This is a genomic window from Pontibacter sp. 13R65 (assembly GCF_047525655.1).
Lineage (GTDB): Bacteria > Bacteroidota > Bacteroidia > Cytophagales > Hymenobacteraceae > Pontibacter.
Map to the genome: position 1 here is coordinate 65,003 of NZ_JBLIQL010000020.1, position 23,794 is coordinate 88,796.

Genomic DNA, 23,794 nt, shown 5'->3' on the forward strand with positions numbered 1-23,794 from the left:
TCAATGTTAAGTTAACGACAACAAACTGTTACACCGGAGGCGACAGCTGCCTTGAAAAGACAGAAGGGGCTATTGCCCGATTGTTAATTAATAAGAATTTTTGCTGCCGTGTACGCTCCTTGTAATGCTTCAGAAAAGAGAACTAGCCGCACAAATTATTCAAATGAAAAAGACCTTCCAGAGGCGTTTTAGGATCATAGCAGCCTAATGCGGCCAAGGGCAGGGGCTCAGTATCAGACATTTTTTTACAGAGACTCTCAGGAATTGTTGAATTTTGTCAGTTTACCTACTAATATTGGGCATTCTTTCTGCGGCAACTCCTCTATATTTTGGAATCTGTAATCGCGGCCATAGGCTGGAACCGGAACTTCCATTATAGTTAGACCACACTTTCGGTTTTGCGCTTTTCCTGGTAAGTTAAAATAAGTTTATGAGGTAAATTATGTACATTCTTGGTAAAATGCCGTTTATCTTATAAGTGAACAGAATATTCATTATATCGCTCCTGGCCATCATGTTGCTGCAAACATTCAGCAAGGTGCTGCTTGTTGTGGATTATCAGGCCAACAAGGAGTATATCATGGAGTTTCTGTGTATTAACCGCGATAAGCCAGAACTGGAGTGCGAAGGCAAATGCCACCTTGCCAAAAACCTGAAAAAACAGGAAGACGCCGAAAAGAACTCCAAAGAGCAGCAGGTTTCGCTGGAAGTGCAGATTAACCTGTTTTGCCAATGGTGGCTTTCGTATCAGTTTGTCGGTTTTAAGTCCGAAAGCGCACTCTATTCTAACTATGAGGCTAGCCATACCACTCAGGCCTTCTTTGCCATTTTTCATCCACCCAAGCGTTTAGTTTAAGAACCTGTTCAGGCACATCCTGTGCCTTTGCCTCAGCTACTGCAGGTTAAGCTCCTGTGCCTTGCTGTGTGTACCTGTTTTTCTGTAAACTATTCTCTTATTGTATGAAACGGCTATTCGTTTGTGCCATGCTTTTGCTGGCACCCGGCTACTATACCTACGCCCAAACCACCAGCGGACAGGTAATTGATGCCTATACCAAAGAACCTCTTTCAGGGGTTACCATTCGCCTGAAACAGGCTACCACAACTGCTACACTGTCTGGTCCGGACGGGCGATTTACCTTAGATGCCACTACCCCCAAAGACACCCTGCTGTACCAGTATGTGGGTTATAGGGCGCAGGCGGTGGCCGTTAGCGCCAACCAGCGCCTGGTGCAGTTGCAGCCTTCAGAAAATATTCTGAACCAGGTTATTGTATCGGCCAGCCGCGAAGCGCAACTCCGTACCGATGCACCAATTGCCATTAGTGCCATTTCTAAGGAGGTGTTGTTAGATACACGGCCCACCTCACTGGAGCAGGTGCTCAACAAGGTAAGTGGCGTGTACATGGTAAACCTTGGCAACGAGCAGCATACCATGGCCATTCGGCAACCAATCGGCTACCGTAGCCTGTTTCTGTACCTGGAAGACGGCATCCCGATCCGGACGGGAGGTAACTTTAACCACAATGCCCTGATTGAAATAAACATGGCCGCCCTCAAAACAATTGAGGTAATTCGGGGCCCCGCATCTTCGTTGTATGGTAGCGAAGCCATAGGGGGAGCCATCAATTTCGTGACACAGGCACCATCGCAGCTTTTAACGGCAAAGCTGCAGGTAGAGGGCAGCGACAGGGGTTACAGAAGAACCGATTTTAGTGTATCAGACACAAGAGGAAAGCTGGGCATTTATGCAGCCGGGTATTACGCGGCTCAGCGCGACGGAATTATAGAGCACAGCGACTTCAATAAACTGGCCCTGACACTGCGTGGAGATTATGCCATTAGTGACAGGAGCAAACTAATTACTTCTGCCAGCTTCATAGACTACTACACAGACCAGACCGGGGGGCTAGACAGCAGGAGGTTCTTCGAGAAAGAATACAGCAGTTTACAAACTTTTACTTATCGGAAGGTAAAAGCCTATCGGTTAAGAAGCACGCTGGAACACGACTGGAACAGCCTGAATAGTACCCGCCTCACCCTTTTCTACAGAAACAACAGCATTGGGCAGAACCCCTTTTATGCTATCAAAAGTGTAGCCGCTAACCCGCGAAAAGCCCTTGGAGAAATTAACGAAGATGCTTTCCAAAGCTTTGGGTTTATTGGACAGCACCGCAAGGCGTTTTCTTTTTTGAACGCGCAGGTTATTGCCGGCCTCAGCATAGATTATAGTCCTGCCACTTACATCGCGCAGCAAATCGACATCGACAGAGATGAGACAGGCAAGTATGTGCATTTTACCAAAACCGGCACTTTGCTTACAAATTATAACGTAGACTTGCTGAACACGGCCGCTTACACACAGTTTGAGTTAAAGCCCATTGAAAAACTTAAGGCTGTTGCTTCGGTACGTTACGACCGCATGGACTTTGATTTTAACAACCATCTGGAGCCCGGTGCTTTTTCAGGGGCACCAGACGAACGAAATGGCTATCAGAGCATGACTCCTAAGTTAGGTCTAACTTATGATATTGGCCGAGGAGTAGGAGTTTACTCTAATTACAGTGTCGGGTTTACACCTCCCCAAATTTCAGAATTATACCGAGGCGTGCAGGTGCCTACTTTAAAACCTTCTGATTATCATAACTACGAGGCCGGAGGTTGGATTAGTTTTGCCCAGGCAAAAGGCTACCTCGACCTGAGTGTTTATCAACTGGATGGAACGAACGAGATCGTGTCGGTGCGGCTAGACGATGGCTCCTACGAAAATCAGAATACAGGCAAAACGCGGCACCGTGGCGTAGAGTACACACTGCGCTACAACCCGATCCAGACGCTGGCATTCAGGTTTAGCGGCACCAACGCCAAACATACTTACCTGGAGTTTGTAGAGCGAGGTATCGACTTTGGAGGGAAGGAAATGTCCACCGCTCCCCGGTTTATCAGCAATACCGAACTCACTTACAAACCTTTGCTCCTGCAGGGCCTACGGGTGAGCCTGGAGTGGCAGCACCTTGGCAAATACTACATGGACCCTGCCAACACCGAAATGTATAAAGGCTACGACCTGCTAAATGCCCGGATCGGCTATAGCCTGCGAGGTTTCGATGTATGGCTGAACATGCTCAACCTGACAAACCAGCTCTATGCCACCACTGCCGATAAATTTGCTTACGGCATTAATTACAGGCAAGGCAGCCCCAGAACAACGCACCTAGGTATTGCCTATAATTTTACATCGAAAGGCGAATAACGATGGCACTTCCTTTTAACCAAAAATCACCTGATATGACCAGTTCTTTATCTAATCTATACACTTACTTTTTGCCTCTTCTGTTTCTACTCACCTGTTGCGGCGGCAGGGTGGCGGAGCAGGAAGCAACGGCTACTCGTGCTCTTGCCCAACAAATCTCGTTCGATGGTCTTGACGCCTCTTGTCCCTTCCTTACAAAGGATCAGGAGGGGAATGTGGTGCTCAGTTGGGTGCAGGCCACCGACACTGCCGGAAGTTACCTGCTGGCCTACGCTGTATCAGAAGATGGTGGTAACTCTTTTGGCACTCCTAACACCATTCCAACTACAAAAGGCGTGTACCCGCACGATGAGAATTTGTCGAAAATACTTTTTCGGAAGAATGGCGACATGATCGCGATGTTTGCGGTGAGTAACCCCAGTGAGCAGAATAGTTATGCTGGCCTTGTGTACTATACCCAATCCTTCGACAAAGGCAGCAACTGGACAGCTCCCCGTCAACTGGCCGCCAACACAGCAGAAAGCATTGACGAACGCTACTTCGATATGGAGCTTTTGCCAAACGGAGAAGTGGCTGCCATCTGGCTCGACTCCCGCAAAAGCGAGGAGGCACATGGCTCTTCGCTGTACTTCTCGAGCACCAGCGGCCGGCAAGGCTTTGTAGGAGAAAAAGTAATTGATACAGATTTGTGCCAGTGCTGCCGTACCGACCTTTATCTGGATGCACAAGGCCACCTGCATGTGGCTTACCGAGGCATCCTGAACAAGCAAATCCGCGATATGATGTACATGGTGTCGGCAGACGGTGGCAACAGCTTTACTAAGCCGGAGCGCATTAGCGAAGATAACTGGCTGATAGACGGCTGCCCCCACACCGGCCCTGCCATGACCTCTAACCAGCACGGTATGCACTATGCCTGGTTTACTATGGGAGGTGGCCATGGTGTTTATTATACGCAAAAGCAGAATGGCAAATCCTTCAACCCCAGAGAAGTCATAAGTCAGGCTCCTGCAGCACGCCATCCGCAAATGGCTTCTTTTAGCTCAGGCAAACTAGCTATCGTCTGGGATGAGCGGGGGCAGGAGGGAACTGCCGCCGGTAACCACATCGGGCTGCAACTAAGGGAGGAGAACGGTCAACATATAGCCACCAGGCAACTTTCTCCTGATTCTGTTAGTGCTGTGTATCCGGTTCTGGTGCCGGTGCAAGAGGAGCAGTTACTCGTGGCCTACACTGTTAAAGGCGAGGGGCTTGCAACGGTTTGGTTCCAGCTGGTATCCGTAGCAGACAAAACCGCACCCGGGCAGAAACAAACAGCGCAGCAATAGCTTATATATACCAGACGTCTTCAGGAGACAGGGAAACTAAAACNGTTTGGTTCCAGCTGGTATCCGTAGCAGACAAAACCGCACCCGGGCAGAAACAAACAGCGCAGCAATAGCTTATATATACCAGACGTCTTCAGGAGACAGGGAAACTAAAACAGTGTCTCCTGCGGCATGGTGGGTCTGATTTGTTTTAATGGTAATAGCTTTTTGTGCCAGTACTACCTCCAGCTCATAATGGCTGCCAAAATAATGCACCTGCTCCACTTTACCCGGAACGCCCTGCGTTGGCTCCTTTGTAATTATAAAGTTTTCTGGTCGCACCACCAGGCTTCTTCCGTTCAGGTGAATGTTTGGCAAAGCAGCGAGTGCAAGGGCATCTGGTCCCTGTAGCAGATTATAGCTTCCAAACAGGGCGGCTGTGTACTCATTTACAGGTCGTTTGTAGATATGCTCCGGCGTGCCCCGCTGTATTATCTGCCCCGCCTGCAGCACCAGTATTTCATCTGCCCAAGAAAGTGTATCTGCAGGATCATGCGAAATGAGGATGCAGGTAATGTCTAGTTTTTCGCCAATGTCGCGGATAATTGATTTTAAGATTTTTTTATGGGCTCCATCCAGGTTAGAGAAAGGCTCATCGAGCAAAAGTAGCTTTGGTCTTTTAATGAGCAGCCTTGCCAGCCCAATTCGCTGACGCTCGCCGCCCGATAGCTGGTTTGTTTTCCGTTTGGCAAGATGGCTGATTCTGCATACTTCGTATAAAGCTGCTGCCTCTGCCTCCGAAAGCTTGTTAGCATACTTTAAAATTTGCTCTACCCGTAAAAACTGCGGTAGCTCATACTGCTGCGAAAGGTAAAATATCTCCGGATGGCCGGGTACTAGTTTCTCCACCGGCCCCACTACCTTTTCCTCCTCGAAAAAAACATCGCCCGAAGTGGGTTCGATAAGGCCGGCTATAATTTGCAGCAGCGTACTTTTGCCAGATCCGGTTTCGCCGGCAATGGCAATTTTCTGAAACTCCTGCTGCGTAAAACTAATGTTCTGCAACACGGTGCTTTCATTTTCGCGCAAGCCTATATTGGCTACTTCTAATAAATTCATATAAATAGTAATGGAAGCAACAGTACATACTGTTGCAGAACTTCTGGTAAATTTTTGTATTGCCAGCTCTTGTAAGCAGAGCCTGTGCAGGCTTTCCTTCAACTCAAAATAAGGAAGCTACTCATACTTTACATACATTATGTCCTTAAAGAAACGGATAAGAATCGAGACGATCAAAAGTTGGTGTTGTTCTACCTGCTCCTACACGTGCAAAAGTCGGGTAAAACGAATCCTTATGTTTCCCAGGCCTAGAGGCCGCCAGTTGAAATTATCCTCCGGAAGGCCCTTTTGATTAGAATAATTTAGCCTGGCAGGAATGCAGCTTTTGGCTCATCGTAACAAAGTTTTTTTGCTTCCATAGCAAGGCTGAATAGCTTTTGTTAACAGCCTTGCATATTCAAATTCTTCTAATGAAAACACTCTTCCGGAGGCTTTTGAAGCTGTGCTAGGTTTAGGGTCATGTTGTCTGCTATAAGAAGGTTGTAAAGTTTGTTTATGATTATGGTTGTGGTAAAGCTTTATAGATCAGGAAGTAATAATCATAAACAATACTCCTGAATCTGTATTTTACGTATAAATTGTATAAATTAATTGTTTATATTTACAGAGGTACTTCGGCTCCTTTTCACAAGGATGTATGGTTTAGATGCTAACCATCAATTAATCCTGATTGCACATGTGGATGCTAAAATGTAAAGGAGCAAAATGAATACCTACTCACTTAGTACTCTTGCTGGTGAAACAACACAGCTTTCTGAAAAAGATGTAGCAGAGCTAGCCAACTGTTTACGTGGTGTTCTGCTAACACCCTATTCACCTGATTATGATCTGGTCCGGATTGTTTGGAACGGCATGATTGACCGAAGACCCGGACTTATTGTAAGATGTGCCGGAGCAGCAGATGTACGGCAGGCCATCTTGTTTGCGCGGGCTCGTAACCTGCTCATTTCTGTAAGAGGCTGCGGCCACAACATAGCCGGCAGCGCACTCTGCGATAAAGCCCTGCTCATAGATCTTTCGCTTATGCGTTCGGTTCGGATAGATCCTGTAACCCGAACTGCGCGTGTAGACCCCGGTTGTAGACTTCTTGATTTTGACCACGAAGCCCAGGCTTTTGGGCTGGCAACTCCACTTGGCATTAACTCTACCACCGGCATTGGAGGGCTTACGCTTGGAGGTGGCTTTGGCTGGCTGAGCCGCAGGTACGGCATGACCATCGATAACCTGCTATCTGTAGATATGGTAACAGCCGGTGGCCAGGTGATTACCGCCAGCCAAGATAATTACTCCGATATGTTCTGGGCAATACGCGGCGGTGGCGGCAATTTTGGAGTGGTTACTTCTTTTAAATTCAAACTACACCCGGTAGGTCCAGAGGTACTCTCGGGGCTGATCGTGCACCCCTTGGAGGATGCGAAGAAAGTACTGCAATTTTACCGCGAGTTTACAGCTGGCCTGCCTGATGAGGCCAGTGTGTGGGTGGTAATTCGTAAAGCACCTCCTTTGCCTTTCTTACCAGAAGAGTGGCACGGAAAAGAGGTTGTAGTGCTGGCAGCTTTTTATGAAGGAGATATAAGTGTAGGCAGAGCTGTGTTAGATCCGTTGCGTGGCTTTGGAAACCCGATAGCCGATGTAGTGGGTTCGCACCCTTACCTGGTGTGGCAGCAGGCCTTCGACCCTTTGCTAACAGCAGGTGCCCGAAACTATTGGAAATCGCATAATTTTGCCGAACTCACTGACGAGGCGATCGATACGCTGCTTAGCTATGCGCACCAATTACCTTCGCCTCATTCCGAAATTTTTATAGCGCAGGTTGGTGGCCAGATGGGCAGAGTACGAAAAGAAGAAACAGCTTTTCCGCACCGGGACGCGAAATTCATTTTAAACGTGCATGGCCGTTGGGAAACTACTCTTGAAGACGAAGTCTGCCTGGACTGGGCCCGCTCGCTTTTCAAAGCCACTATACCTTTCAGCACCGGGGGTGTTTATGTTAATTTCCTTTCGTATGAAGAAACAAACCGCACACAGGCTGCTTACGGCTCAAATTACGATCGGCTGGTGGAAGTAAAAGCAAAATACGATTACCAGAACTTTTTCCGCACTAACCAAAACATTGTTCCCACTGCATTTGCCTGAAAAGATGCTTGCTTATTCTCTTTGAGTTGAGACTTGTCCATTTCCAATATGCGTTACTGCTGCTCCGGTTGGCGCGCCTGTGGATTGGGCAAGGACTTGGCTACTATTTGGTTAACTCCTTTTAGAACTAATCCTCCTGTTTTAGTTATAGTACCATATAGGTCCATCTCACAAATAGCTCAAGTTAGCAAGTGCTATAAGAGTCAAACTAAATAAATAATAATGCGTAGGGGAAGCGGGGCGAAATAGAAATAGTTAAATCTTGTATTCCCCATTATAAAAGTGTTAACTTGCTCGCTACAAATACTAAAGTTTGATTTGTATAAGCCCTACTTGTTAAAACTAGATTTCTGGATAATTTATTCTGAATACAGTACTTGCAAAGAGGCTGTAGAACAAATTAATTTAACTTTTTTCGAGATAGGCACGCCACATAAAAATAACCGTTTATTAGAAACTGTTATTAGAATAGTTTAATTGGGTTTTTGAAAACTATGGATTTAAATTCGGAAAGATTAGCAATTGCCCAGCCTGAGGTAACCCCAGAAAGTTACTATCGACTGATAGTCGATCAGATCACTGATTATGCTATTTTCTTATTAGACCCTACAGGCTGTGTAATTACCTGGAATGCTGGTGCCAAAAAGATAAAGCAGTATGAGAAAGAGGAAATACTTGGAAAGCACTTTTCTATATTTTATACACCGGCCGATAAGGACAGAGAATATCCGAGTTACGAACTGAAAGAGGCCTTGGCACAAGGCAGGTTCGAGGATGAAGGGTGGCGCGTGCGGAAAGACGGGTCCATGTTTTGGGCAAACGTTATTATAACGGCTATTTACGATCACGATAAAAAACTGATTGGGTTCTCCAAGGTTACCAGAGACCTTTCTGAAAGAAAAAAGGCGGAAGAAGCCCTTTTTAAAGCTCTGGAAGAACTAAAGGAGAGCGAAGAGCGATTCCGGCTACTGATAGAAGGGGTGGGGGATTATGCTATTTTTATGCTTGACCCTGCAGGTAATGTTGCCACCTGGAACGAAGGCGCCAGAAAAATGAAAGGCTACGAGAGCAACGAAATAATTGGCAAGTTCTTTTCGAAGTTCTACAGTAAAGAAGATGTGGAAAAAGGCTTTCCGGAATACGAGTTGGAGCAGGCAAAATTAAATGGCCGCTTCGAAGATGAAGGCTGGCGGTACAGGAAAGATGGTTCTGTTTTCTGGGCTAACACCATTCTGACACCCATTTATAATTCAAAGAACGACCTGATCGGCTTCTCTAAAATTACCCGTGACCTAACAGATAGAAAGAAACTGGAGCAGCAGTTGTTTCGCATAAATGAAGAACTGAAAGAAAGCGAGGAAAAAACCAAACTCCTGATTAACAGTGTAACAGATTACGCCATTATTATGCTTAGCGTAGATGGCTACATTATGAGCTGGAATACTGGTGCCGAGAAAATAAAAGGATATAAAGCGAAGGAAATAATCGGAAAACATTTTTCCACTTTCTACTCCAGAGAGGCCATCGAATCGAACTTCCCGCAATTTGAACTTAGCGTAGCTGTTGAAAAGGGTCATTTCGAAGACGAAGGCTGGCGCATCCGGAAGGACGGCACGTCATTTTGGGCCAATGTGGTGCTATCTCCGATCTATAATTCAAACAACAGGCTTCTAGGTTTTGCGAAGATTACCCGCGACCTCACCATGCGGAAGAGAAACGAGGAACTGATGCAAAAGAACAAGGAGCTCATCAGAATAAACAACGACCTCGATAGTTTTGTTTACGCAGCTTCGCACGATTTAAAAGCACCCGTGATCAACATGGAAGGGCTGCTCGGTGCGCTCCTAGAGGATCTTGGCCCCATCCAGGAGGAACATTCAGAATTGCTCCACATGATGGGAGAGTCTATTTCTACCCTAAAAAAAGTAATAGCCGACTTAGGCGAAGTTATTAAACTGCAGCAGGAAAGGGAAAGACCAGTTAGCGTGCAAATACCGGAGCTCTTGCAAGAAATTAAATCAAACTTGCGCGATCTCATCAAAACCAGCAAGGCCGAAATAATAATTGAAGATCTTGCTTTTGATAACCTGATGTACTCCCGGAAAAATCTTCGCAGCATTCTGTTTAACCTGCTTTCGAATGCCATAAAGTATGCAGACCCGCAAAGGTCACCCAAAGTGGTTGTACGTACTTCTATTAGCGCCACTGGAGAGTATATTTTGTCTGTAGAAGATAATGGCTTAGGAATTGCAAACAACCAGGTTCGAAAGATATTCTCGATGTTCAAACGTGCTCACGACCATGTCGAGGGCTCGGGTATCGGTTTGTATCTGGTAAAGAAAATCCTTAGTAATTCTGGCGACAGTATAGAGGTAGATAGCCAGGTAGGCAAAGGCTCTACTTTTAATGTTACCTTCAGGCATCAGGGGCAGTAGGAGTAAACTACTTTCAGAAGCTAAGGTAAATTAAGATGGATCAACGTTGTAGGGTAGCTGGAACATGCGCTTATCTGGTTTCGATTCCAACTATCATGTATTTTCAGGTTGTTTTGGTAAGGTGACCCTTGTGCCTTATCGCTCTATTTTGCCTCCGAAAGGCTATTTTCATTAGCAAAATTCAATTTGGTTGTTGAATGGCTTGCTGGTTATATTGTTCTTCAAAGGTGCAGTAATACCTCACAGCCTGCGCAGCTCCTGCGAGTGCCCTGGTTCCTCCCCAAGCTTTGTCCTCTGTCTCACCTTTTTAAATATCCTGACACGGGAATCATGCTCATGTTAGGTCGGAAAACAGGATAAGTGCCAGTTTCTAATAGTAGAAAAAAGGTGAACACCTGCCGCAAATCCTGAGCAAGTACAATCCTAAAACTCAATCTTAATCCTTTTTCGTCCAAACTTGGATGAAGTAGAGCTGTAGATATTGAATAAAATTTATCTAAAACAGCCCTAATCTCTGCGCAGGGGTAACTTTTAAGCCACGATTTAGTATTTTGCGAAAACATCAGTTTGATGCTGCTTGAGTTATTACCAACTGCTTAAATGAAAATCATAAAAAATTTAAAGATCAGGGACAAGTTAATGCTCCTGTTGTCGCTTCTGCTCATTCCACTGCTGTATTTTGTTGCTTCCACAGTAAGCGAAGAATTGGAAGAAAACGAAAGGCTGAATGTACAGTCACTGCAATTGCTAGAATCAGAAAAGCTTTCTGACGTTATTCATGCTTTTCAGCGGGAAAGAGCGCGCATGTTAGTGGCCATAGGCGGAAACGAAGAAATGCTTCTGGAGGCCAAATCTCTCCGGGCCGAAACCGATGCAGCCGAAAGAGAGCTGAAGCAGTTTCTGGAGCAGAATGAACGGTCTTTCGCAGATGTATCGCTGCTCCACGATTTTAAAAAATTTAGAGGCGATCTGGATCAGGTTGACCTTGATTTAGACGATTTCAGGAAATACTCCAATAATTTAATTTTTGTTTTTTTAGGCAGAATAGATGCCAATGCCAACGGCGTTGGCGATGCAGACCTAGCAAGGCGGATGCTAAGTTTCAGGAACTTGGTAGAGTCAAAAATTCAGCTGGCACGCATGCGGAGCCTGCTCATGAAAGTGATGCAGGAGGGCATGTTCTCTTATGAAGACTATGCAGAAATTAGGTCACAAAAAAGGTTTTTTGAACGTGCCTTAGACGATTTTAACCGCTATGCTTCCCCTGAAACGAGACAGCAGTTAAAAGCTGCCATATCTGGGGAGAGTTACCGAAAAGTAGCCACCTTGCTACAACGCCTGGAGATGAACCCGGAGGTGAAACTCGATCCGGAGGAGGCCTTACCTGTTTTCAACGATTTTACACACAGCATAGAAGGATTCCGGGCCGTCGAAAATAAACAATTGCAAAGTATAAATGCACAGGTAGAAAACGAGGTCAGGCAGAAACACCAGTACCTCATTGGGCTGGGGCTGGCAATGGTTGGGTTGCTGGTACTGCTAACCGTGCTTTCGTTCTACATTGTGAGTCTAATTTCAAACTCCCTTTCCACCTTGCGGGTGGCTGCAGATCGGATCAGAATCGGCGCCACAGATGTAGCCATTCAAGTAAACAGTAACGACGAAATTGGACAGGTAGCAGACTCCTTCAGGGGCGTGCTGAACAAAAATATAGGGCTAACAAAGGTAGCGCAGGCTATTGGAGAGGGCAATTACGATGTGGAGGTGGAAGTGCAGAGTAAAGAAGATGCGCTAAGTTATGCCATCAGGGACATGAAAGAAAACCTGAAGCGCTTCTCCGTAGACAATGCCAACCGAAACTGGATTCTAGCTGGTATCTCGGAGCTGAATGACTTGCTTACCGGAGTAACGGCTTTGGAGCAGGTGGCCGACAAAGTGATAACCTTTATGTGCAACTACACCGGCTCAGAGGCGGGTATTTTTTACCTGCATGAGGAGGGAGGGCGGCTAAGCCCGAAATCGAGCTACGGTGTGCAATACAGTTTAAATCAGCTGGAGTCGTTTAATATAGGTGTTGGCGTTGTAGGGCAGGCAGTTAGCGAACGCAAAATTAAATTACTGCAGCATATCCCGAACTCGCACCTCAAAATCAGGACAGGGCTTTCTGAAAGTGAGCCGGCTAACATCCTGATTTTGCCGTTGCAGTTTACCGAAAACCTGGTGGGTGCCCTGGAGCTTTGTTCACGGCAAGAATATACTGAGTTGCAGCAGCAGTTCTTCAAAGCAGCCTCGGAGCGAGTGGCCGTAATGGTGCACACTCTCAAAATTCATTTACAGACACAGGAGCTGCTCTACGAAACACAAAACCAGGCCGAAGAACTCGAAACCCAACAGGAAGAGCTGCGGCAGTTGAATGCGGAACTTAAAGCCTCAGAAGAGGAGCTACGCGTAAACCAGGAAGAACTGCAGGAAAAGAATTCTGAACTGGAGGAAAAAGCGCAGCTGCTGGAGGAACAGTATGAGGCACTCCGGGGCAAAAACGATGCCCTGGAAGATGCCCGCCAGGCCATTGAGCTGAAGATTAACCAGGTAGAGACGGTAAGCAAATATAAGAGCGATTTTCTGGCCAACATGAGCCACGAGTTGCGCACGCCACTAAACAGTATTCTTATTTTGTCGCGGCTGCTGGCCGATAACACCGAAAATACGCTCTCCACCAAGCAAATCGACCATGCCCAGATTATACATCGCTCCGGCAACGACTTATTAAAACTTATCAACGAGATTCTGGACCTATCTAAAATTGAGTCAGGGCTGATCAGGCTCGAGGTCAACGAATTTAAAGTAAACGACATTCAAATGAATGCCATGTTTGACGAAATAGCCAAAAAGCGCAACATCCACTTTTCGCAACATATTGCCCCCGATATGTTCGAGACTCTGACCACAGACAGGTTCAGACTGGAGCAAATCCTCAAGAACTTTATTGGCAATGCCATTAAATTTACTAACGAAGGAGGCGAGGTAGAATTATCTGTTTACCCGGTCCGTAACAAACCACGTTTTAACACAGACTCCCTTAAAGATAGCCCTGAAGTAATTGCTTTCTCTGTTAAAGACAATGGTATTGGTATTCCAAAGGAAAAGCAGGACGTGGTATTTGAGGCCTTCCAACAGGCAGACTCCTCCACTACCCGCCGCTATGGTGGCACTGGTTTAGGGCTTACCATTAGCAAGGAATTGGCCACCCTGCTGGGGGGGGAGCTACACCTCGAGAGTGAGCCGGGTGTGGGCAGTACCTTTACACTTTACCTGCCACGTGTTCCGGAGCAACAGCAGCAGCAGCAGCAACCGCAATTGGCCGCCAGCAGCACCATGGTTAAGCAAGAGCCAACTCCGGCTGTTCCAAAAACGGAGTCGGCAGTGCAGGTGCTGCAACGCATAAACTCCAAAGACAACAAAGAAATAAAGGTGCTCATCGTGGAAGACGACAAAGGCTTCAGCGATATACTGGGCGACTTTGCCGATGCCAAGAACTTCAAGGTATTTAAAGCTTACACCGGTGAGGAAGGGCTGAAGCTGGCAAAAGCAGAGCAGCCCGACGCCATTTTGCTTGACATTCAGTTGCCCGATATAAATGGTTGGGAAGTACTGCGGCAAATCCGGGAAGATAAAAACCTGCGGCACATAAACGTGCACGTAATGTCGGCTTACGATAGTGAGGTAACAGGCGAGTTCAAGGAAAACGAAGAATATCTGCCTAAGCCCGTTACCCTCGAAATGCTGAACAAAGCCTTTACTTCCATTGCCGGCATAACAAATGGCAGCATCGAAAATATTCTGATTGTAGAAGACAACGAAATCGAGAACAAGGCCGTGGCCGAATTGTTACTGGCCCATGGAATGCGGTCGACTTCGGTATACACGGCAGAAGAAGCAGATAGGGTGCTGGCCAAGCAGAAAGTAGACTGTATCATCCTGGACCTGAACCTACCGGGCATGAAGGGGTACGACTTCATGAAATCAGTGAAATCGAAGGAAGGGCTTTCGGAGATTCCGATCATTGTTTATTCTGGAAAAGATTTGAGCGAGGAAGAAGAAACCCGGCTGAAGGAATTTGCTAACACCATCATCATTAAAAACGAATACTCTTACCTGCGCCTGCTCGACGAAGTGCAGCTGTTCCTACATAAGGTTAACCAGCGCTTGCCGCTAGGCAACGAATTTAAAATGAAACTTCATGTGCCTGAGCAAATACTGCAGGGCCGCAAAATTCTGGTAGTAGACGATGATGTGCGCAATGTATACTCGCTGAGCAGCTTACTGGAATTGCATGGCATGGAAGCAGTGGTTGCATACGATGGAAAGGAGGCACTGGAGAAACTGGAAACAGAAACTGACGTAGATATGGTGCTAATGGATATTATGATGCCCGAAATGGACGGTATCGAAGCCATTAAGCACATTCGAAACAACAAACAGTTTAAACGCATGCCTATTATTGCGCTCACGGCCAAGGCCATGAAAGAAGACAAGGAAAAGTGTATTAAAGCGGGCGCATCAGATTATATTCCGAAGCCGATAGATACCGATAAGTTATTGACTTTAATGCGGGTATGGCTGTATGAAGGTTGAGGACGAGGCTAAGTTTGAGCAGGAGGCCGAGCACCTGATGGAACAGGTGCACCAAAAGTATGGATATGATTTCAGGGGTTACTCCAGGGCATCGCTTTACCGGCGAATAAAACGCTTTGTAGGCAACACGGGCATAGAGAGTATGGAGGTGCTACAGCAAACAGTTATGGCCGATAGTTATTTTTTTGAAGGTTTTCTGCAGGAGATCACAGTTAATGTAACCGAGATGTTCCGCGACCCTTCTTTCTTTCTGTCGCTGCGTAAAAATGTGCTTCCTATTCTTTCTACCTATCCTTTTATCAAGATTTGGGATGCCGGTTGCTCCACGGGCGAAGAACTGTTCTCGCTGGCCATTTTGCTTAAAGAAGAGGGGCTTCTGGACAGAACAAAAATTTACGCAACCGATGTAAATCAAAAAGTTCTGAGGCAAGCCAAAGAAGGTATTTTTCCTGCTGGCAATATCGCGGCCTATACATCAGGGTATTATGCCTCGGGGGGGCAGCAGGAGTTTTCGGAGTATTATGTGAGCAATTATGGTAGCCTTAAATTTAAATCGTATCTTATAAAAAATGTGGTTTTTTACCCGCATAACCTGGCAACTGATGCCTCTTTTAACGAATTTCACCTGATTCTGTGCCGTAACGTACTTATTTATTTTACTCACCAGCTTCAGGAGCGGGTGTTCAAGCTTTTCGACGAGAGCATGGTAGACTTAGGATACTTGGCCTTGGGCAAAAAAGAAACATTGGCACTTTCTGTTCTTAATTCGAGGTACCAGCTTACCGACAAAAACAACAGAATTTACCGTAAAGCAGGCTAAATGCAGTCGTACGAGAAGGTTGTGGTAATGGGTGGTTCCTGGGGAGGCATACAGGCCTCACTGAAAATACTGCAAGGGCTGCCGTCGGGTTTTGCATTACCAGTAGTACTTGTGCTACACCGGTTGCGCAATACCGAAAGCGAACTACAGCATATTTATGAGAAAAAGGTGAAACTACAAGTGCAGGAGATAGACGAGAAAAAACCGCTTTTGCCTGGACATGTGCATCTTGCCCCGGCAAATTATCATGTGCTGGTAGAAAAAGATAAAACGTTTTCACTTGATGTTTCAGATTTAGAGAATTACTCCCGACCTTCAATAGACGTTACCTTTATGAGCGCAGCTGATGTAATGGGGAAGCAGCTTATCGGTATTTTGCTAAGTGGAGCAAGCAGGGATGGTAGTGTTGGGCTAAAATATATTCACGATAAAGGTGGTTTAACCATAGTGCAGGATCCTGCCGAGGCCGAAGTGAGTACAATGCCAGAATCAGCCATAAAATTAATTCCAGGCTGCAGCGTAATGGGTTTAGGAAGGATTCAGGAATTTTTACTATCAATTACATGATGATTGATCAACAATCGCAACCAATTCCATTAGAAATGACTGATTCTTACAAGGTAAAGGTGCTTTTGGTAGATGATAAGCCAGAAAACCTGATTAGCCTGGAGAGTTTATTATACAGTGAAGGTGAAAATATTACCTACCTCTTTGCCGGTTCCGGAGAGGAGGCCTTAAAAATTGCGCTTCGGGAGGAACTAGCCCTGATACTGCTCGATGTGCAAATGCCTGGCATGAATGGTTACGAAGTAGCGCAATACCTGCACAACAATTCCAAAACAAAAGATATTCCGATTGTTTTTGTAACAGCTATTGTGGAGCAGTCGTCGCATGTGGTGGCTGGTTTTGAAGCCGGTGCCGTAGATTTTCTGTTTAAGCCTTTGCACCCTTACATTACCCGCGCCAAAGTAGCCTCATTTATCAATTTTTTTATTCAAAAAAAAGAGCTCGAAAAAGCAAACAAAGCGGCGCTGCAAATGAACCGCGAACTGGAGTTACGTGTGCAGGACCGTACCAAGGAGCTTATAAAAATTAACAAAGACTTAGAGAACTTTGTTTACACTGCCTCCCACGACTTAAAAGCCCCCATTACTAACATAGAAGGACTGATTAAAGCCCTGCAGGAAACACTATCCGATAACTGTGTGGAACTGGAAGAAAGTAATTCCATTCTCCAGATGATTGACAATTCCATTGATCGCTTCAAAAACACTCTTACTGACCTAACAGAAGTAGCCAAGCTGCAGTACCAGGAAGAAAGTAACCACGATAGCGTGAGCTTTCAGGAAATTCTGGATGATGTAAAATCCCATATTAAGCGGATGATACAGGAGTCGGATGCAGAAATAGAAGAGGATTTCTTGAAAGTGCCTGGTGTGGTATATTCGCGCAAGAACCTTCGGAGCATTGTGTACAACCTGGTGTCTAATGCCATAAAATACCGCCACCCGCTAAGGCAGCCTAAGATTAAAGTTAGCACGTACCAGGAAGGGGCTTATGTGGTGCTGGCGGTGCAGGATAATGGTTTGGGAATAAAAACACAGGATCACCACAAGGTGTTCAGCATGTTTACCCGCCTCCACGACCACACCGAAGGCACTGGCGTAGGCATGACCATTGTAAAGCGCATTGTCGAAAACAGCGACGGCAAAATTGAGCTGGAAAGCGAACTCGGGCAGGGATCTTTATTTAAGGTATATTTTAAGGTGGATATTGTGTAGCGCATCTGATCCGGATTTAAAACGGCAGCAGTAGCAGAAACCAATTGCGTGGCTTATTTTTGCTTTATGAATTCTATTAAGCTGAGCTCTTATTACCGCCTTTATGCTTTTTCCGATTACCAAAGCATGAATTCGGCTATGCCTTACATTCGGTCTGTGGTGTTGGCAAAAGGGCTGGCAGAGGTGCAGGAAACCGAAGTGCGAAAGTATGTAGGTCGCATTAACGGCCAGGGGTACATCAACTACCTGGAACCGAACAGTTACCAACACACCCTCCGTTCTTACCGAAAATCATTTATTACCGCTTTGCAAATGCTTTACAAAAGCAATGGGTTCTCGGCCAGGTACGTATTAATTGAGCGCCTGTAATCTTCAGAATCTCCAACCTCTTTGCTCTTTTCAGCTCTTCTGCAATCACCACTACAAGTATTTTTTATCTGGAATTCCTAGTACAGCCGTTTTTCTAATAGTATAATTGGCTCACTCTCTGCCTGGGCTAAAGAACTTCGGCCTATTGTCTTGTTTCTCTGGAACAGCTCTGGAAGGCCATTTTCATTAGAAGAATTGTTTAGGTATGCTGCATCTTGATTCGGAAATAAAGCAGGGAGACTTACAGTTTGCGCAGCTCTTGCAAGTTTCCTGGCAAAACAAATAGCCATTTTAAAAAAAGGCCTTATGCCCTGTGTTCCTAGTCTTCCAATAAGCCTCCGAAAGACATGTTTTATTAGTTTAATTTGAAAAAGCACCGGAGCAGGTGCAACGGTTTTACATTCTGCTTATCTTTATTTTATGTAGGCTGCTTCTTGTCTCCATACACCAACTTCTTAAAATATAGCAATGAAAAAAGCTACTGTATGGCTGGAGCCTTTGTTCTTTTTCTCTTGATACAAGGAACCACCCCGCCTGCGGCACCCTTGCTTGAAAAAAAGGAAGGCAAGCCCGAAAAATTAAAATGCGAAACATCAAAGACTCCTTTTCCCAGCAGTTTAGGACCAAACTCTGCCTTAGAAAATGTGTTGGCGCTGTACCTCGTCCCACTAAAATAAATTGTTAACCAATCAGACTATCTTTACCAAATAACAATAAGTATTCCTCCAACTGTCGATTTAACCAGTATTCGGTAATAGTAAATGGTTTGGGTTTGGCCGAGTAGCTGGTAAAATGGGAGGAGAAGGCGCTTAGTTAATAAGACGAACATGAAACACCTGGAGAAGCAGGCGCATCAACAAATAGCCTTATGGGCAGCGGCTTGTGCCGAACATGTAATAGCGCAGTTCGAGCAAGCGCAACCAGAAGATTGTCGCCCACGAAAAGCTATACAAGCAGCCCGCCTCTGGGTAAGCGGCACCTTACCTATGGCCACGGCCAGGCAGTTTGCCTTTGCGGCCCATGCGGCTGCCCGCGAAGCTACTCAACCAGAGGCCATAGCAGCTGCACGGGCAGCCGGGCATGCAGCGGCCACAGCTCATGTAGCCAGCCACGCCAGGTACGCAGCCTCTTATGCCTGCAAAGCTTGCCTAAACCCGCTGCAGGAGCGGGCTTGGCAACTGGAACAGGTTCCTGCAGAACTGTTGCTGTTGTTTAAAACAGAAAACATAGTAACTTCCGGTCTGTAGTCATGCCTTGCGTGTTTGCTAAATTAGTTATCTCTTTGCCGCAGCACCATTGGGTAAAAAACCGTTTCTTTATGAATGTACACCAGCAGCAGTTAAAAGAACTAGTTTCGACTATATGCCCTTTACCGGAGCAGGAGTGGGTTGCTTTTTCATCTGCCTGGAAGCCATTTTCAGCCAAAAGAAAAGTGCTGTTAACAGCAGCTGGCGAACCAGAGCATTACCTGTATTTTGTGGCGGAGGGGGTGCAGCGGGTATACTACTTCGATGAGCAGGACCGGGAGGCTACACTCATATTCTCCTATGCCCCTTCATTTGGAGGAGTGCTCGATTCCTTTTTGCTGCAACAACCTTCACGCTATTATTTTGAAACGCTGACGCCATCTGTTTTTCTGCGAGCTTCCTTTGCCGATCTTCAGCAGCTTATGCAGGTACACCCAGGTATAGAGCGCATGGTGAGAATTGGCGTGACCCATAGTTTGGCTGGCTTGCTGGAGCGACTGGTAGAGCTGCAGTGTTATTCTTCGGAAGAAAAATTTAAGATGCTGCTAAAGCGGAGCCCGCATATTTTACAGTTGGTGCCCCACAAATACCTTGCAAACTACCTGGGTATAGATGCCACCAATTTCAGCAAACTTCTGAATAAGGTAAAGATTTAGCGCATCGGCCAGCGTTGAAAATGTTGGTATTTACCAAGAATTACGTAGCGCAGCTGGCGCATCTTTGTAACGTAACTTATACGTTAGAACGTTATGAAAAAGCAGAAAATCTTACAGGTAGCCGCCAAAGGCTTTATCTTGGTATCGGCGCTCAGCCTATTATCAGTTAGTGTAATGGCCTTTGCCAATCCGCAGTCGGTGATGGACCTGGTACAGGTACAGCTCCAAACCACCGATGCCTTCAGCTCTATCAGGGGCGTGTATGGCGGAGTAGGTTTGAGCCTGTTCATCAGCTTGATGTACCTCATGTTTACCGATGCCAGAAAAGCACTTGCCTTTCTGTGCCTCCTGTGGGGGTTTTACGCCTTGTCGCGCACCATTACCATTTTTAGTGAGGGAGCTCTTGGCGATTTTGGAACACAGTGGCTGCTCACAGAATCGGTGCTGTTTGTGCTGGCGCTGGTGTTGGTGTTGGCATACAAACAACCTGAAGTAAATCAGAAAGCAGTTTGATATGAAAACAGTTAACAAAGCTGACTTGCTGCAGCACCTGGAGTCCAGCGTGGAGCAGCACATCGAAACGGCGATAAAGGTTTTTCAGAACCTGGAGGAGGAGGTGCTGCTACAACCTGCCGGGGATGGCGGCTGGAGCATAGCCCAGTGCCTGGCCCACCTCAACAGTTATGGCGATTATTACCTGCCCCGCCTCAAGGCCAGTTTTGCCAATCAACCGCCAACCACTACCAGCACCACCTATAAAAGCAGCTGGCTCGGTAATAAATTTATCCAAATGATGGACCCTGCCACCAGCCGAACAAAGTATAAAGCCGCTAAAAGGCACCAGCCACCCCAGGTGCCTGATGCGCAGGCAGTAGTAAGTGAATTTATCCGGCAGCAGGAAGAGCTGTTGCTTCTGCTGCACCAGGCCGAATGCGCAGACTTAACTAAAAATGCCATACCCGTTTCTATTCTAAAGTGGCTTTGGCTTAAGCCCGGCGATGTGCTCCAGTTCCTGGTGGCGCACAACCAGCGGCATATGCTGCAGGCAAAACGCAACCTGCCCTTGGTATACAAAAGCAGTAAATTATAAACCTGTTTGGTTGGTAAAGGCAGTAAATTCCGGGCCTGTTACTTTTGTTTGCCAATGGCTGCCTTTACCGCAGGCGCTACTACCGTTCCCAACAGTTCTATGGCACGCATCACTTTTGCGTGTGGCAAGGTGCCAACACTAATGTGCAGCAGGAAACGGGTGTTGCCAAACAGCTCATAGTTGTACAGGATTTTTTCAGTTACCTCCTGCGCGCTTCCTACCAGCAGGGAGCCTTCCGGACCGCGCATCATGTCGAACTGTTGTCTGTTCATAGGCGACCAGCCACGCTCTCTCCCTATCTTGCTCATTAGGTAAGCATATGGGCCGTAAAAATCGTTGGCTGCCTGCTGAGAGTCATCGGCTATAAAACCGTGGGAGTTAATGGCTAACTGCAGCTTGGCAGCGTTGTGGCCGGAGCTGGCATAGGTTTCTTTGTACAGCTCGGTAAACGGAACAAACCGCTCGGGATTTCCGCCTATAATAGCCAGTGCCATAGGCAAACCTTTGCTTGCGGCCCGCACCACAGAGGCTGGCGTGCCTCCTACGGCTATCCAGATTGGCAGCTCCTGCTGGTAGGGCCGTGGGTATACTCCCCGGTTCGAGATAGAGGCGCGGTGTTTACCCTCCCAGGTTATTTTTTCGCTTTTATTAAGCTCAACCAGCAGTTCCAGTTTTTCGGCAAAAAGTGTATCGTAATCTTTCAGGTCGTTGCCAAACAGCGGAAACGATTCTATAAAAGATCCTCGGCCTGCCATAATCTCAGCCCTGCCACCCGATAGTAAATCCACGTGGGCGAAGTCTTGAAATACTCTTACCGGGTCGTCGGAACTCAGCACCGTTACCGCGCTCGACAGCTTTATGTTTTTGGTTTTAACAGCGGCAGCTGCCAATACGACCGCCGGAGAAGAAACAACAAAATCAGACCGGTGATGCTCTCCAATGGCAAAAACATCTAAACCAACCTGATCTGATAACTCAATTTCTTCCATCAGATTCCTCATGCGTTCTTGTGCGCTGAGGAGTTTCCCGGTAGCAGGATCGGGCGTGTTTTCTGCGAAGGTGGTGATTCCTATTTCCATACCTCAATGTTAGTGTAACTTTTTGTAATACGAAAGGACTGAACGGAAATGCATGACTTGGCCCTAAAAATCTAAATCTGCCTCCTGAAGGGTATTTTCATTAGCAGAATTAGTTTGGCGGTTGAGTAGGGGAGGTTGATCGGGTGGAGTGGGGGAACTTGCCGTTAACTTCGTTAGGTTGAATCTTGTTTTGCTTTAAGCTCGTTTCTGCCCATAAGGCTGATTTATGTATGGGGTAGTTGCTAAAATAATTTCCTTTTTTTCTCTTTGTCATCTTGTAAAGATCTTGTGGGTGGGAGGCAAGGCAATGGTTTTTTATCTAAGTTCGCATAGTTACTTTCTTACAATAACTGCTGTAGCTGCTTGTTTCATTGCTGTTGTCTTTGTTCTTATTGTCTTAATGCAAAAAGAACCAAAAAACTAAGACGATTTTGTCTTAAGGGCGCCCCTGCACCCTCACTCGCTGAACGCTCTTTAAAGAGGGCTCCTTTCCCCAACAAAAAATTGTCAATCTGTGCACCTGGCAGAAGTGTTCGCCCTGTAACTTAATGTCGCAATCTTTTATTTGGGTGAGTCTTCTGCCAGTAATTCTGCTAATGAAAATAGACTTCCGGAGTGGTAATGATGCAGGTTGGGCTCAGGGTATCCCGACTTGTGCAGGAGGCACTGGCTTTGCGCAAAAGCTGCTTTACATTATTGATTCTAATCGCTACCTTTCTTAACAAGTAAGGCAGTAGCAGTCAGTTCATACTTAAGCTTCCGAAAGGATATTTATACTCATAACATCAATAAAAACTTATGCTGGATATTGTAATTGAAGCACGGCAGGCCTCTCTTGCCCCGGGCATGGATGTGCGCCGCATTTTACCTTTCCGGCTGCGCCGGATGGTAGGCCCCTTTATTTTTATGGATCATGCCGGTCCTGTAGATCTGCAGCCCGGTTTATTGCCTTCTATGGATGTGCTGCCCCACCCGCACATTGGTTTATCTACGGTCAGTTATCTTTTTGGCGGCCAGGTAACCCACCGCGATAGCCTGGGGGTGGAGCAGGTCATCAGACCGGGCGAAGTAAACTGGATGACAGCTGGCAGTGGCATCTCTCATTCCGAACGTTTCGAAGACCCGGCCGCTCTGGCCGGAGGCTCTCTTGAAATGATTCAGACGTGGGTGGCGCTTCCCGAGAAAGACGAAGAAGCCGCTCCTGCCTTTGATAATTATAAGCCAGAGCAGCTGCCCGTATTCACAGATACCGGCGTGTGGATGAGGTTGATTGCCGGAAACGCCTACGGGTTAAACAGTCATGTTAAAACTCATTCACCTTTGTTTTACCTGCATGTAGTGCTGGAGCAGGGAGCTCGCTTCGGCTTACCAACCGGACACACAGAACGCGGCATTTACGTGGCGAAAGGCAGCTTGGAAGTGGCTGGCAGAACCTATAAGGAGGGGCAGATGCTGGTGTTCAACAACTGTGCCGACCCGGCCATAGTGGCAAAAGAACCTACTACCCTGATGCTGTTGGGCGGAGAGCCGCTTGGGGAGCGGTTTATCTGGTGGAATTTTGTTTCTTCCAGAAAAGAAAGAATTGAGCAGGCCAAAGCAGACTGGAAGGCAGGCCGTATTCTTCTACCACCAACCGACAATCATGATTTTGTGCCCTTACCCGATGACCGCTCCAGGCCGGCTGGTAGTCCTGCACCCCAGGCGCTCTCCTGATTTTTAGGGCCACGTTCTTTAGGATCTTTACCACCGGCCCGGTTCTACATCCTTTAAGGTGGGGCTGCCTGGCCGGTGGAAGTCTGGAGTAAACAAAGCGTTTTCAGTTTTGATTAGTACGTAAGCATATCCTTTATAAGGCGCTAAAAAATAAG

At 46.6% G+C, this 23,794-nt stretch carries 19 protein-coding genes; 16 read left to right on the forward strand and 3 right to left on the reverse strand.

The window, feature by feature from the left end; all coding sequences use genetic code 11:
- The first annotated feature begins 478 nt into the window (after positions 1–478).
- From ACMA1I_RS18625 to ACMA1I_RS18635, 3 genes are all read left to right on the forward strand, one after another.
- Complete coding sequence (locus tag ACMA1I_RS18625) at positions 479–856, forward strand: hypothetical protein (RefSeq protein WP_337069944.1); 378 nt, start codon at positions 479–481, stop codon at positions 854–856.
- Positions 857–960: 104 nt separating this feature from the next.
- On the forward strand, positions 961–3,252 hold the full coding sequence (locus ACMA1I_RS18630) for a TonB-dependent receptor (RefSeq protein WP_337069945.1): 2,292 nt from the start codon (positions 961–963) through the stop codon (positions 3,250–3,252).
- Between the two features lie 35 nt (positions 3,253–3,287).
- On the forward strand, positions 3,288–4,580 hold the full coding sequence (locus ACMA1I_RS18635; protein WP_337069946.1) for a sialidase family protein: 1,293 nt from the start codon (positions 3,288–3,290) through the stop codon (positions 4,578–4,580).
- Positions 4,581–4,694: 114 nt separating this feature from the next.
- On the opposite strand, the gene ACMA1I_RS18640 is transcribed toward ACMA1I_RS18635, so the two are convergent.
- Positions 4,695–5,678, reverse strand: a complete 984-nt coding sequence (locus ACMA1I_RS18640) for an ABC transporter ATP-binding protein (protein WP_337069948.1) — start codon at positions 5,676–5,678, stop codon at positions 4,695–4,697.
- 705 nt (positions 5,679–6,383) lie between these two features.
- Between ACMA1I_RS18640 and ACMA1I_RS18645 the strand changes: the two genes are divergently transcribed.
- From ACMA1I_RS18645 to ACMA1I_RS18700, 12 genes are all read left to right on the forward strand, one after another.
- The gene (locus ACMA1I_RS18645) at positions 6,384–7,814 is read left to right on the forward strand and encodes an FAD-dependent oxidoreductase (RefSeq protein WP_337069949.1); all 1,431 of its coding nucleotides are present in this window, start codon (positions 6,384–6,386) and stop codon (positions 7,812–7,814) included.
- Between the two features lie 494 nt (positions 7,815–8,308).
- Positions 8,309–10,249, forward strand: a complete 1,941-nt coding sequence (locus tag ACMA1I_RS18650; RefSeq protein WP_337069950.1) for a PAS domain-containing sensor histidine kinase — start codon at positions 8,309–8,311, stop codon at positions 10,247–10,249.
- A gap of 600 nt (positions 10,250–10,849) precedes the next feature.
- Positions 10,850–14,884 (forward strand): response regulator, encoded by a 4,035-nt coding sequence (locus tag ACMA1I_RS18655; RefSeq protein ID WP_337069951.1) that lies wholly within the window; start codon positions 10,850–10,852, stop codon positions 14,882–14,884.
- Positions 14,874–15,704: a protein-glutamate O-methyltransferase CheR gene (locus ACMA1I_RS18660; protein ID WP_337069952.1), complete on the forward strand. Its 831-nt coding sequence runs from the start codon at positions 14,874–14,876 to the stop codon at positions 15,702–15,704. The genes ACMA1I_RS18655 and ACMA1I_RS18660 overlap by 11 nt, the downstream gene beginning before the upstream one ends.
- Positions 15,705–16,271 (forward strand): chemotaxis protein CheB, encoded by a 567-nt coding sequence (locus ACMA1I_RS18665; RefSeq protein WP_337069953.1) that lies wholly within the window; start codon positions 15,705–15,707, stop codon positions 16,269–16,271.
- Positions 16,268–17,485 (forward strand): hybrid sensor histidine kinase/response regulator, encoded by a 1,218-nt coding sequence (locus ACMA1I_RS18670; protein WP_337069954.1) that lies wholly within the window; start codon positions 16,268–16,270, stop codon positions 17,483–17,485. Before ACMA1I_RS18665 ends, ACMA1I_RS18670 begins: the two co-directional genes overlap by 4 nt.
- 66 nt (positions 17,486–17,551) lie before the next feature.
- Entirely contained in the window at positions 17,552–17,854 is a 303-nt protein-coding gene (locus ACMA1I_RS18675; protein ID WP_337069955.1) for a hypothetical protein, read from the forward strand.
- A gap of 485 nt (positions 17,855–18,339) precedes the next feature.
- Positions 18,340–18,531 carry a hypothetical protein gene (locus ACMA1I_RS18680; protein WP_337069956.1) on the forward strand — a complete coding sequence of 64 codons (192 nt, stop codon included), beginning with the start codon at positions 18,340–18,342 and terminating at the stop codon, positions 18,529–18,531.
- A 150-nt stretch (positions 18,532–18,681) separates the two neighbouring features.
- Positions 18,682–19,101, forward strand: coding sequence for a putative immunity protein (locus ACMA1I_RS18685; protein WP_337069957.1), 420 nt, complete (start codon positions 18,682–18,684; stop codon positions 19,099–19,101).
- A gap of 71 nt (positions 19,102–19,172) precedes the next feature.
- Complete coding sequence (locus ACMA1I_RS18690) at positions 19,173–19,757, forward strand: Crp/Fnr family transcriptional regulator (RefSeq protein ID WP_337069958.1); 585 nt, start codon at positions 19,173–19,175, stop codon at positions 19,755–19,757.
- A 93-nt stretch (positions 19,758–19,850) separates the two neighbouring features.
- Positions 19,851–20,270, forward strand: a complete 420-nt coding sequence (locus ACMA1I_RS18695; protein ID WP_337069959.1) for a DUF4345 domain-containing protein — start codon at positions 19,851–19,853, stop codon at positions 20,268–20,270.
- Between the two features lies 1 nt (position 20,271).
- Positions 20,272–20,847, forward strand: coding sequence for a DinB family protein (locus ACMA1I_RS18700; RefSeq protein ID WP_337069960.1), 576 nt, complete (start codon positions 20,272–20,274; stop codon positions 20,845–20,847).
- Positions 20,848–20,885: 38 nt separating this feature from the next.
- Here the strand turns inward: ACMA1I_RS18700 and ACMA1I_RS18705 are convergent, their stop codons facing one another.
- Both ACMA1I_RS18705 and ACMA1I_RS18710 read right to left on the reverse strand, forming a co-directional pair.
- Positions 20,886–21,926 carry an LLM class flavin-dependent oxidoreductase gene (locus tag ACMA1I_RS18705; RefSeq protein WP_337069961.1) on the reverse strand — a complete coding sequence of 347 codons (1,041 nt, stop codon included), beginning with the start codon at positions 21,924–21,926 and terminating at the stop codon, positions 20,886–20,888.
- A 109-nt stretch (positions 21,927–22,035) separates the two neighbouring features.
- Positions 22,036–22,200, reverse strand: a complete 165-nt coding sequence (locus ACMA1I_RS18710) for a hypothetical protein (protein WP_337069962.1) — start codon at positions 22,198–22,200, stop codon at positions 22,036–22,038.
- 524 nt (positions 22,201–22,724) lie between these two features.
- Here ACMA1I_RS18710 and ACMA1I_RS18715 point away from each other — a divergent pair.
- Positions 22,725–23,639 (forward strand): pirin family protein, encoded by a 915-nt coding sequence (locus tag ACMA1I_RS18715; RefSeq protein ID WP_337069963.1) that lies wholly within the window; start codon positions 22,725–22,727, stop codon positions 23,637–23,639.
- The last annotated feature ends 155 nt before the right edge of the window (positions 23,640–23,794 follow it).

Coding starts and splice junctions, on each gene's coding strand:
- ACMA1I_RS18665 (WP_337069953.1), top strand. CDS start 15,705: ATGCAGTCGTACGAGAAGGTTGTGGTAATGGGTGGTTCCTGGGGAGGC.
- ACMA1I_RS18635 (WP_337069946.1), top strand. CDS start 3,288: ATGACCAGTTCTTTATCTAATCTATACACTTACTTTTTGCCTCTTCTG.
- ACMA1I_RS18695 (WP_337069959.1), top strand. CDS start 19,851: ATGAAAAAGCAGAAAATCTTACAGGTAGCCGCCAAAGGCTTTATCTTG.
- ACMA1I_RS18675 (WP_337069955.1), top strand. CDS start 17,552: ATGAATTCTATTAAGCTGAGCTCTTATTACCGCCTTTATGCTTTTTCC.
- ACMA1I_RS18680 (WP_337069956.1), top strand. CDS start 18,340: ATGGCTGGAGCCTTTGTTCTTTTTCTCTTGATACAAGGAACCACCCCG.
- ACMA1I_RS18685 (WP_337069957.1), top strand. CDS start 18,682: ATGAAACACCTGGAGAAGCAGGCGCATCAACAAATAGCCTTATGGGCA.
- ACMA1I_RS18660 (WP_337069952.1), top strand. CDS start 14,874: ATGAAGGTTGAGGACGAGGCTAAGTTTGAGCAGGAGGCCGAGCACCTG.
- ACMA1I_RS18700 (WP_337069960.1), top strand. CDS start 20,272: ATGAAAACAGTTAACAAAGCTGACTTGCTGCAGCACCTGGAGTCCAGC.
- ACMA1I_RS18710 (WP_337069962.1), bottom strand. CDS start 22,200: ATGACAAAGAGAAAAAAAGGAAATTATTTTAGCAACTACCCCATACAT.
- ACMA1I_RS18715 (WP_337069963.1), top strand. CDS start 22,725: ATGCTGGATATTGTAATTGAAGCACGGCAGGCCTCTCTTGCCCCGGGC.
- ACMA1I_RS18645 (WP_337069949.1), top strand. CDS start 6,384: ATGAATACCTACTCACTTAGTACTCTTGCTGGTGAAACAACACAGCTT.
- ACMA1I_RS18705 (WP_337069961.1), bottom strand. CDS start 21,926: ATGGAAATAGGAATCACCACCTTCGCAGAAAACACGCCCGATCCTGCT.
- ACMA1I_RS18670 (WP_337069954.1), top strand. CDS start 16,268: ATGATGATTGATCAACAATCGCAACCAATTCCATTAGAAATGACTGAT.
- ACMA1I_RS18640 (WP_337069948.1), bottom strand. CDS start 5,678: ATGAATTTATTAGAAGTAGCCAATATAGGCTTGCGCGAAAATGAAAGC.
- ACMA1I_RS18630 (WP_337069945.1), top strand. CDS start 961: ATGAAACGGCTATTCGTTTGTGCCATGCTTTTGCTGGCACCCGGCTAC.
- ACMA1I_RS18655 (WP_337069951.1), top strand. CDS start 10,850: ATGAAAATCATAAAAAATTTAAAGATCAGGGACAAGTTAATGCTCCTG.
- ACMA1I_RS18650 (WP_337069950.1), top strand. CDS start 8,309: ATGGATTTAAATTCGGAAAGATTAGCAATTGCCCAGCCTGAGGTAACC.
- ACMA1I_RS18690 (WP_337069958.1), top strand. CDS start 19,173: ATGAATGTACACCAGCAGCAGTTAAAAGAACTAGTTTCGACTATATGC.